The 10,639-nt window shown below is 37.2% G+C and carries 12 protein-coding genes; 7 read left to right on the forward strand and 5 right to left on the reverse strand.

The genetic code is table 11. The features are described from left to right. Positions 1–184 precede the first annotated feature (184 nt). Together ACINWC743_RS19015 and ACINWC743_RS19020 are read right to left on the reverse strand one after the other, a co-directional pair. Positions 185–643, reverse strand: a complete 459-nt coding sequence (locus ACINWC743_RS19015) for a DUF441 domain-containing protein (RefSeq protein WP_009586554.1) — start codon at positions 641–643, stop codon at positions 185–187. 109 nt (positions 644–752) lie between these two features. After that, the gene (locus ACINWC743_RS19020) at positions 753–1,211 is read right to left on the reverse strand and encodes an Rrf2 family transcriptional regulator (RefSeq protein WP_009586557.1); all 459 of its coding nucleotides are present in this window, start codon (positions 1,209–1,211) and stop codon (positions 753–755) included. Positions 1,212–1,314: 103 nt separating this feature from the next. On the opposite strand from ACINWC743_RS19020, the gene ACINWC743_RS19025 reads away from it, so the two are divergent. Further along, positions 1,315–2,223 (forward strand): NAD(P)/FAD-dependent oxidoreductase, encoded by a 909-nt coding sequence (locus ACINWC743_RS19025; RefSeq protein WP_009586598.1) that lies wholly within the window; start codon positions 1,315–1,317, stop codon positions 2,221–2,223. Positions 2,224–2,327: 104 nt separating this feature from the next. Then, entirely contained in the window at positions 2,328–3,050 is a 723-nt protein-coding gene (locus ACINWC743_RS19030; RefSeq protein WP_009586590.1) for a pseudouridine synthase, read from the forward strand. Positions 3,051–3,445: 395 nt separating this feature from the next. Here the strand turns inward: ACINWC743_RS19030 and ACINWC743_RS19035 are convergent, their stop codons facing one another. From ACINWC743_RS19035 to ACINWC743_RS19045, 3 genes are all read right to left on the reverse strand, one after another. After that, a complete protein-coding gene (locus ACINWC743_RS19035) occupies positions 3,446–3,889 on the reverse strand; it encodes a GNAT family N-acetyltransferase (protein WP_004831023.1) in 444 nt (147 codons plus the stop codon). A 96-nt stretch (positions 3,890–3,985) separates the two neighbouring features. After that, the gene (locus ACINWC743_RS19040) at positions 3,986–4,297 is read right to left on the reverse strand and encodes a type II toxin-antitoxin system RelB/DinJ family antitoxin (protein WP_004831022.1); all 312 of its coding nucleotides are present in this window, start codon (positions 4,295–4,297) and stop codon (positions 3,986–3,988) included. 107 nt (positions 4,298–4,404) lie between these two features. Beyond that, positions 4,405–5,322, reverse strand: coding sequence for a pseudouridine synthase (locus ACINWC743_RS19045; RefSeq protein WP_035301452.1), 918 nt, complete (start codon positions 5,320–5,322; stop codon positions 4,405–4,407). A 144-nt stretch (positions 5,323–5,466) separates the two neighbouring features. On the opposite strand from ACINWC743_RS19045, the gene tsaE reads away from it, so the two are divergent. From tsaE to ACINWC743_RS19070, 5 genes are all read left to right on the forward strand, one after another. Beyond that, the gene (tsaE, locus tag ACINWC743_RS19050) at positions 5,467–5,931 is read left to right on the forward strand and encodes a tRNA (adenosine(37)-N6)-threonylcarbamoyltransferase complex ATPase subunit type 1 TsaE (RefSeq protein WP_009586546.1); all 465 of its coding nucleotides are present in this window, start codon (positions 5,467–5,469) and stop codon (positions 5,929–5,931) included. Positions 5,932–5,996: 65 nt separating this feature from the next. Next, positions 5,997–8,033, forward strand: coding sequence for a DNA mismatch repair endonuclease MutL (mutL, locus tag ACINWC743_RS19055; protein WP_009586599.1), 2,037 nt, complete (start codon positions 5,997–5,999; stop codon positions 8,031–8,033). 6 nt (positions 8,034–8,039) lie between these two features. Continuing rightward, positions 8,040–8,984, forward strand: coding sequence for a tRNA (adenosine(37)-N6)-dimethylallyltransferase MiaA (gene miaA, locus ACINWC743_RS19060; protein WP_004831018.1), 945 nt, complete (start codon positions 8,040–8,042; stop codon positions 8,982–8,984). Between the two features lie 91 nt (positions 8,985–9,075). Continuing rightward, on the forward strand, positions 9,076–9,591 hold the full coding sequence (gene hfq, locus ACINWC743_RS19065; protein ID WP_009586608.1) for an RNA chaperone Hfq: 516 nt from the start codon (positions 9,076–9,078) through the stop codon (positions 9,589–9,591). 560 nt (positions 9,592–10,151) lie between these two features. Then, positions 10,152–10,639, forward strand: a 488-nt coding sequence (locus ACINWC743_RS19070) for a phage late control D family protein (protein WP_009586568.1), incomplete at its 3' end; no start/stop codon positions are given.

A 10,639-nucleotide genomic window follows, 5' to 3' on the forward strand; every position in this document is an offset into this window, starting at 1 on the left:
CAGAGGGTCATTATTTTATTAATGAAGTAAAAGTTAAAACTTGACCAATTGAACATGCTTTGTAGCAAAAAATCAGTTCTATTGATTACTCTACATTACACAGTTACCCATCAGCATGATTTTTAATCTATATCTGGCAATGATGGGCGGCTTAAACTTTTCAGAATTTTTTGTTTGAAGATTTTTAAGATTTACCAATCAATAACGATAAGATGCCAGCTGCAATCAGTGGACCCACAGGAACACCTCTCAGTAATGCTACTCCAGCTACTGTACCAATCAATAAACCTGCTACAACATTGGGTTGGCTGGTCATTAAGGAAACTCCGCGACCACCTAACCATGCGACCAATAATCCAATTGCAATTGCAATCAGCGATTTCCAGTGCATAAATGATTTTAGGATGACATCGCCTGGAATTTTCCCACTGGCAATCGGGGTAAGAACACCAATTGTTAAAATGATAATTCCGACCTCCAGACCGTGAGTTTGTAATAAAGGAAAAAACTCACTTAATGGTGTGATTCGAAAGACAATTAATACGCCAGCAGCGATAGTCACTGCTGTATTGTGACTGAAAATACCACAAGCCAATAAAACAAGAAGCACGATTAAATTTAGATCTAGACTAGAAAGGCTCATTAATATTCATCATTTACAATTCATTCCAACAGCGCATTATACTAAAAACAACGCAGGTAAGGCGTGAAGAGATCTATTTATTCGTATTAAAATTCTCAACAAAAGCAAATCAGTGCGCTGAAATATTGAAAGGTTTATTCTCCAATAAGTTCCATTCGTGCTCAAAATCTTGCGCAAGTTTTGCTAAATTTGTCGATTTAAGTTGCTGTATTAAAATGTTTTGTGCTTCAAGCATTGCTTGATTTAAAGCAGTGTTTACCACACGTTCAACAAGACAGTTGGGCGTTTCTTGCTCATTCCCCATGGCAAAAATGGTGGGTTCACCGACAGCCTGATAAATATCATATAACGAAATTTCATTTAAATTTTGGATTAATGTCCAACCACCGCCGGGTCCTTTATCTGCATGTACAAATCCCGCTTTTTTTAAACCCGACATAGTACGTCTAACCACAACAGGATTGGTGTCGAGCATTACTGCAATCTGTTCGGATGTGAATGGTTTTTTTTCACGTGCCATATGTAATAGCACATGCAACATCCGGGAAAGTTTACTGTCTTTGCGCATGATATGCACACTCCTTAATTTAGTATTAATTGTAACATCAAAAGTTGCAATTTTAAAAATAAGGCAATATAGTAACTTTAAAAGTTACATATAGGAATTTAAAATGAAATATGACGTGATGATCATTGGTGGAAGTTTTGCAGGTTTATCTGCGGCTTTACCTTTAGCAAGAGCTAGAAAAAAAGTATTGGTGGTAGATGCGGGTTTACGTAGAAATCGGTTTGCGGCGCATTCGCATAATTTTCTGACCCGAGATGGACAGGAGCCTTCTGCAATCATTGCGGAAGCAAAGCAACAGTTAGGAAAATATTCAAGCATTAGTTGGTTGAATGCATCTGTGATCGACGTACAGGCAATGAATGATCATTATGAGGTTTTTACAGAAGATGAAAATAATAAGCGCGACCTGATTCAAGCTGAAAAATTGATTATTGCAGCAGGTGTGAAAGATGATTTACCTGAAATAGAAGGCTTGACTGAGCGTTGGGGAAAGAGTGTATTCCATTGTCCATACTGTGACGGCTATGAATTAAATCTTGGTCAACTCGGGATGTTATATTCTGGTTCGCATTCTCTTCATATGGCTTTAATGCTGCCTGATTGGGGCAATACAACATTATTCCTCAATGCTGCAGTTTCAATTGATACAATCGAGCCTGCAATTTTGGAGCAATTAAATCAACGCCATGTGAAGTTAGATACTCGTAAAATCGCCAAGATCGAAAATCACTGTGATTTGAAATTTGAAAATGGTGACCAAACTCAATTGAATGGATTATTTGTCTCTACTTTTATGAGAATTAATTCACCTTGGATTAGAAATCTAGGTTTGGATATAGACCGTAATGAATATAGTGAAGCAATCTTAACCAATGCTACAAAGCAGACCAATTTAAAAAACATTTACGCATGTGGGGACATCACACGTTCAGGTGGTTCTGTTGCATTCTCTGTTGCTGATGGTGCAATGGCTGGGGTAGCAGTACATAAATCATTTGTATTTGGTGGCTAGTGTCTATGCATGATGAAGTGATCATGCTGATAAAATACGAATCTCGATTGGGTTTCGATTCACGATACTTTAAACTGTGTCGTGAATTTTTAAGGTATTAATTTATGTTTTTGGAAAAAATGTTGCAATCACAAGGTTTTGGTTCTAGAAAGCATTGCCAGCAATTAATCAAGAATGGTGCAATTCAAATTCAAAACGAGGTTATTACTGATCCAAAGTTTAAACTTGATTTAGATCATTTAGAATTTTCGGTGTATCAGCAAACATTTCAATATCGAGAACAAGTTTATATCGCTTTAAATAAACCGCAGAATTATGAATGTTCACATCAATCTACTCATCATTTCAGTGTTTTTGATCTGTTTGATGATGTATTGATGAATCGTGGTCTACAAAGTGTAGGGCGCTTAGATCAGGATACCACAGGTTTATTACTATTCACTGATGATGGTCAGTTTTTACAAGCCTTGACGCATCCTAAAAAGCATGTGCCTAAAGTTTATCAAATACAAACTGCTGATCCGATCACGGATGAGCAAATTCAACAACTTGAACAAGGCGTTGAACTGCGTAATGAAAAAGGGCTTTTTGCAGCAACAGATGTACAACGCCTTGCTGAACATGCGTTAAAAATAACTGTACATCAAGGTGTTTATCATCAAGTGAAACGAATGCTTGCTGCGGTAGGCAACAAAGTTGAGCGTTTACATCGTGCCCAAGTAGGACAATTGGTACTGAATGATTTGCCTGAAGGAGAATGGCTATATCTAAATGAAGCTCAAGTGGTGGCTGCAAAAAATAAATCAGAGGATTTATCTGAAGTTTAATCATAGTTAGCAAAGTCTGAGGCTTCACTGATGATTAGTTTTAGATAGACTATGCTCAAACCACCTGATTATTCATACAAGCAATTTGATTTCAATCATTCATGCCTAATGAGCGTATTGGTGATTCATTTATTTTGGACTTTTGAATCATCGATGTTCGGTGTAGCGTGAGGCGACATGGATGTCGCCATGTTGAGTGGGATATATGAGCAAAAACAAAGCACTGCTTTATTTACATCTCGAGAGTACAATAGCATACACAAATCTATTTAAACTTTTGAGATATAAACTGTGGCAATGAAAGCTTTAATGCACTTCATTTGACAATCTATCACCGTTAATAATCAAAATTTACACTTTTAGTGTTAAAACTAAAACGCTTGCAAGAAACAGAATTACTTCAAGAAACAATGATAGGTTTGAAACTCGTTATCTTTGACAAAACCCATTTGTTCGTACAACTGATGGGAATGGTAATTGTTTTTTTGTGTTTCTAAACTAATACGCTGAGCATCTTCATGTCTTGCAAATAGAATGGCTGTATCAATCAGCTGTTTGGCAGAACCTTGTCTGCGATAAACCGGAGTGACATATACATCATCTAAAATATAGTATTTAGAACAGGATACAGATGTAAAACCCTGATAAAGTAGAACAAAACCTGTAAAAACATCATCTTTTACATGAATAAAGATGACACTTTCCTTATTCTCAAAACGTTGTTTAAGAAAATCAAGAGATTGTTTAAGATTGGAAGATGCACCATAAAATTGGCGATATTCATCAAATAAAACAGCAAGTTGATCTAAATCTTCTTTGGTCGCGCGTCTCACGATCATTTATATACTCCTTGCAATGATTTTTTATCTTTGCAAAAGAGCATAACTAAAAAATAGAAAATTAAAGTAAATGAATTGTTTAAAATTGCGACACTGTTAATTTTTGTCACTTTCCCCCAAGATCGCATTTAACTCTGCAAACAAATCTTCGTCATCATCACTTAAGTCAACAGCAGTACTTGTTTGTCCATTCTGTTGTTCTTGCTTGAGTTTTCTTAATTTTAATATCTGGTCCATATTGATATTTTGGTTTTCAATTGCAAATGGAATAGATTTGGTGATTACGACTTGTTTAAAAAAAAGTCGAACTGCTTGAGCAGGGGTGATGCCTAATTGTTTAAAAACGGCAAAAGCAAGTTTTTTTTCTTGTGAATCAAGGCGTACTTGATAAACTTCGGTTTTTCTCATGAATGTTAACCAAACAAAATTTAAGTTTGAATGCCTATTTTAATCAAAGCTTGCGTAATTTCAATCTCTAATCATCAAAAAGTCCTATATTTGTCATTACGTCAACATTACAGTGTCAATTCATAGGCAGAACAAAAACATAACGCTTGCATTGTAATCGGATCAATAAACTCAATTTTCTGGGCTAAAAGTTGTAAAGGTTGTGAGAAATCATGAGGATCTTTATGCAATACAGTTGGATAAAATGGATCATTTTTGATGGGCAAATTCAGCCAATTGAGATGTACACGTAGTTGGTGCTGCTTTCCTGTAATTGGTTTTAATAAATATTTAGCCCATACCTGATCATGTTCAATAAGATGAATTTCAGTTTGTGAGTTGGTTATGCCTTCGGTTACTTTCATGGTATAGAAAGGTTCACCTTTCTCCATTCTTAATACAACCTGACATGGGAAGCTGAGGTTTGGGTTATAAGCGGCAATGGCATGGTAGGTCTTTTTTACCTGACGATCAGCAAACATTTGCTGGTAAATACCACGAGTTTGTGGACGCTTGGAGAATAACACGACTCCAGCTGTTTCACGGTCTAAACGATGTATAGGTGTCAAGTCTGCATTATTGGTGGTTTTTTTTAAGCGAACTAAAAGGGTCTCTTGAATATATTGTCCTGATGGGCTAATGGTTAGAAAGTGGGGTTTATCAACCACCAGTAGATCATCATTTTCATAAAGAATTTTTTCCTGAAATGGCACCTGAATTTCATGGTTGAGAAAACGATAATAATAAATATGAGTATTTTCGATATAAGGATGCTCTATACTGAGGGTTTGACCTTGCATATCCAAAATTAACTGATCATCAAAACGCTGCCTCCATTCATTGGCAGTAATATGTGGAAAGTGCTCGCACAAAAATATAAATAGACTTTGCGGGGATTTTTCTAATTGAGGTAAATATACTTTAGATGCTGTTACACCATCCCTCATTGGTGGTTGAAAGTCAGAAAGAGAAGTATATTGTTTCATGGTGATACTGGATGTCATTAAGATTGCAATTGCTATTGAAGTCAGCTAGAACAGGTCAAAACATGATTTCTCAACAATGCAACATAGGTTTTAAAGTCGTGCAATGCTATCATATTGTCTGGTTTGAATCATGTTGTGAGCGTTATGCAGTATTCCTCTAAATTAAGTCTAAGCAATGAACAAGACACTCAAAAGTTAGCGCAAATACTGGCGCAACATATTGCAAAAGGCGTAATTTATCTCATCGGTGATCTTGGCGCGGGTAAAACAACATTAACGCGCTATTGGTTGCAAAGCTTAGGGCATCAAGGTGCAGTTAAAAGTCCAACCTATACATTGGTGGAGCCTTATAGCATTCAAGCTAAGGATGTATTTCATTTTGATTTGTATCGTTTAAATGATCCTTATGAATTAGAATTGATGGGAATACGTGATTATTTAGACCAAACAGATGCATTATTCTTATTTGAGTGGCCTTCGAAAGGCGGAGATGAAATTCCAAAAGCTGATCATGTCATTACGATCTTAAAAGGAGCAGATGAAACTGTGCGTGAAGTGAGCATAGAAAGTACATCTTCTCAGTTGGTTCAAGAATTAATGCACTTTTAATTCAGTTAAATTCTAACTATAAAAAAATTTCGTTTTTAGATTCATTTAATGATCAGGTGAATTGAATGCAACATGAAGATATCAGTTTAAGACGTATCCAAACTTTAAATCCAGCATTGGCGAACCAAATTGCAGCAGGCGAGGTAATCGAACGCCCATCTTCTGTGGTTAAAGAGTTAGTTGAAAACTCAATTGATGCCGGTGCGACTGAATTGATTGTTCGTGTTGCTAATGGGGGGAGTACGCTCATTGAAATTATTGACAATGGGCGAGGCATTCATCCTGAGGATTTGGCGCTTTCCGTAACACGACACGCAACCAGTAAAATTCAGTCTGCTGAAGATTTACACGCAATAGTAAGTTTAGGTTTTCGTGGTGAAGCACTGGCATCGATTGCTGCTGTTTCTCGGTTAACCTTAACCAGCAGCCAAGATGATTCAGGTGTTGGCTATCAGCTTGAAGTAAATGGTACGGCGTTTGATCATCAGGATATACAGGCAGTTGCAGCGCAACAAGGCACACATATTCGTATTCAGGATTTATTTTTTAATGTACCGGCACGCCGCAAATTCTTAAAAAAGCCAGGAACTGAATTTGGACATATCGAAGAAATTGTCCGCCGTATGGCATTGACTCATTTTGATATACGTTTTGTGTTGGAACATAACGATAATATTCGTTTGAATTTACCTATTGCCGACAGTGGCGAGTTACGATTTCAACGTGTACAGCAATTATTAGGGCGTCAATTTACTGAAAATGCTTATTGGATTGATGCTGATAGTATTAGTATGCGTTTATCAGGTTGGTTGGGACATCCATCAGATGCTCGTGCCCAAGCGGATTTGCAATATGTTTATGTGAATGGACGCATTGTTAAAGATAAAACCATTTCACACGCGTTACGCATGGCATACGATGGTATTCTCCACGGACATCAACATGCTGCATATTTGCTTTTTTTAGAAGTTGACCCTGAAAATATCGATGTCAATGTCCATCCTACGAAACATGAAATTCGTTTTTTAAATCAGCGTGAAGTGCACGAGTTTGTACGCCATTTTGCTAAAGAAACCCTGTCAAAATTTCAAACAGCGACAGCAGAATTAGCTTCGGCAATGAAACAAGAGGAATCTCAACAAAATCATTGGCAACAACCTCAACCGCGTTATCAAGAGCAGTTTCAACTTCATCGTGATCGCTCAGTATCAGAGAATGTCAATCAACAGCAGGAGTATGAAAATAGCCTAAGTAATTCAGATTCTCGGATTTTACAAAATGATGGTTTAACAGATTTTAGTCATACACAACCGCAAACTGTACATTATGCTGCAAATCAGCCCCAACAGCAGTATCATGGCTCACAGCAGCTCAATAATGCCTTAAAGAGCTATTTGGCACCGCTCCGTGAAAATAGTGATATTGCCGAATTGGATCAACCACTCACAGATCAAGCCTCTTATGATCAGTCTGTACAGCAAATTGTCAATAAGTCTAATCAACCACAGGTTGATGAATATCCTTTAGGTATTGCTATTGCACAATTGCACGGTATTTATATCCTTGCGCAAAATACTGAAGGATTGATTATTGTGGATATGCATGCTGCGCATGAACGTATTCTTTTACAACAGATGAAATCTGCATGGGACAAACCTGAGTTTTGGACTTCTCAACAATTGCTTATTCCTAAAGTTATCTCAATTACACGTATGCAAGCCACACGCGTTGATGATTTAAAACCTCAACTTGAGCGTTTAGGTTTGGAAATAGATCAGTATGGGGATGATCAGGTCATTGTCCGTGGCGTACCTGCAATTTTACATAAAGCTGACTTTGGTGCTTTAGTTCCTGAATTGCTGAATGATCTTGATCCGAACGATGAAGCACAAGCACTTCAACAAAAGCGAGATCAAATTTTGGCAGGTATGGCTTGTCATGGTGCAGTGAGAGCACACCGCATGCTAAGCCTGTCAGAAATGAATGCTTTATTGCGTCAGATGGAACAAACAGAATTTGCCAGCCAATGTAATCATGGTCGACCAACATGGCGTGCATTTCCACTTTCACAACTGGATAAATTATTTGCTCGAGGAGAGTAGTTTTACATGTCGAATCAATTGCCCGTCATCAATTTAATGGGACCAACTGCAAGTGGAAAAACCGCTTTGGCATGTGAATTATATGAACAGGGGAATTATGAGTTAATTTCTGTGGATTCTGCACTGGTTTATCAAGAGATGGACATTGGAACAGCTAAGCCAACAAAAGCGGAACAGGAGCGTTATCCGCATCATTTAATTGATATTATTACACCATTAGAAGTTTATTCTGCGGCAGAGTTTGTTGAAGATGCAAGTCGTTTGATTGATGATATTCATGCAAAAGGGAAAACACCCATCTTGGTGGGTGGAACAATGCTTTACTTCAAGGCATTGCTTGAAGGTCTTTCCAGTAACCTACCGAGTGCTGATTATGAGATTCGCGCTGCGATTGAGTTAAAAGGCGAAACTGAGGGCTGGCAGGCAGTCTATGATGAATTAAAATCAGTAGATACGCTGGCAGGTGAAAAGTTTAAGGTCAGTGATAAACAACGAATTATTCGTGCTTTAGAAGTTTACAAAATCACAGGTCGTCCAATTACACAATTACAGGCAGAACAGCCTAAAAAGCAACCTTATCGTTACAATTTTCATAATTATGCTTTAGTCCCTGACAGGGTAGAATTACATAAACGGATCGAGTTGCGATTGGAAAAAATGTGGGAAATCGGTTTTTTGAATGAAGTCGAATACCTTATGAAAAAATACGATCTCGATGAAAATTTACCCTCAGCACGCTCGGTTGGTTACCGTCAAGCGATAGATTTTTTAAAAAACAGTGATTTGAGTCAAGAAAAAATGCAAGAAATGAAGGATAAAGCGCTATTTGCGACACGACAATTAGCCAAACGTCAATACACTTGGTTACGTTCTTTGCAAGAATTACACTCTTTTCAAACTTATTTCACGATAAAGCAAGCTCAAGAAGACTTGCGAAACTTATACGGATAAAGCAAAATTTAACAACTGCCTTTTTTATAAATTTTAATTGAAAAATAAAGGCAGTTTTTGCGCTGATTTTAAATTTTTTTTGGAGTATAAAATGTCTAAAGGTCAAACTTTACAAGATCCGTTCTTAAATTCTCTCCGTAAAGAACGTATTCCGGTTTCTATCTTTCTTGTAAACGGTATCAAATTACAAGGTCACATTGAATCTTTTGACCAGTATGTTGTTTTGTTGAAAAACACTGTAAGCCAAATGGTTTATAAGCATGCGATTTCTACTGTTGTACCTGCACGTAATCCACGTCCTGCTGGTGCTGCTCCTGCTGGTGCTCAAGGCGCTGCTGGTGGTTTCGGTGGTCAAGCTGGTGGCTTCGGTGGTCAAGCTGGTGGTTTCGGTAGCCAAGGTGGCTTCGGTGGTCAAGGTGGCTTCGGTGGTCAAGGTGGCTTCGGCGGTCAAGGTGGCTTCGGCGGTCAAGGTGGCTTCGGTGGTCAACAAGGTGGCTTTGGTGGTCAAGGTGGCTTCGGCGGTCAAGGTGGCTTTGGTGGTCAAGGTTCTGACTTTGGCGGCGAAGGTAAATTTGAAGATTCACAAGAAGATGAAAACAATCGTTAATTTCTAAATGTAGAAATTGATTGTGAAAAAGAGACTGTTTTAACAGTCTCTTGATGCATTAAAAAACCGCAATATGATTGAATATTAATCATTTTGCGGTTTTTTATTTAGCGATTACTATTAGGGGCTGTAAATTAAATTTTGGCTCATGATTGTACTAAAATGTAGATTTTAATAATCATTTCATCATAATAAATTTAGAAATAGTTAAATATTCTGATCCTTAATAGCCTATGAACTTTATATTTTTTATATAAAGTATTAGAAGATTTTGGTCATTTATTTATTTGCACTTTTAAATGATTGATCATCTTTTTTATCGTGAAGCGGCATGAAAGTCATCATGTTGAGCGAAGATATCTGAGTAAAAATAAAGCGTTGCCTTGTTTGCTGTGAAAGAATGCAGTTTAATTACTTTCAAGTGTACTATTCTTATAAACTTATAAAAAAACCTGAAACACAAGGTGATATAGAAAATTATTTAGATTAAATTAAATATGGACAAAATATGATCTTTTTTGTAGAGTATTTTTTAATTTAGAACAACTACACAATAACTCATGTTTAATAATATTTATTTTGCTTTGGAAAAATTGGGTCTTACTGCCCAAAAGCGTGCTATCCATGTGTCTTTTTCAAATACTGAACTTAATCAAGTGGTATTTTTACAACGCGTTGATGGGATACATGCCATCAATGATGGGATTAACTTACAACTGATTTGTCTATCTACGCTGAACGATATTGCATTAAAACGCTTTATTGGCTGTCGTGTAGCCATTGATGTGGTCAATGATCGCTACGAAATCAATCGTATTTCAGGAATTGTCACCAAAGCTGAGGTGGGTGCCTCTGATGGTGCGTTGACGATTTATCGCTTAACAGTAGAAGACCCAACCGCACTTTGGAAACAGCGTAGAAACTCACGCGTATTTATGAATATGTCTGCTTTACAGGCAGTCGAAGTTATATTTAATGAATGGCGAGACAGATCTCCACTGTTTGCTTCAAGTTTAACTTTGGATAAAAGTGGTCTAACCAAAGACTA

Origin of the sequence: Acinetobacter sp. WC-743 (assembly GCF_000335555.1) — a bacterium.
Classification (GTDB): domain Bacteria; phylum Pseudomonadota; class Gammaproteobacteria; order Pseudomonadales; family Moraxellaceae; genus Acinetobacter; species Acinetobacter bereziniae.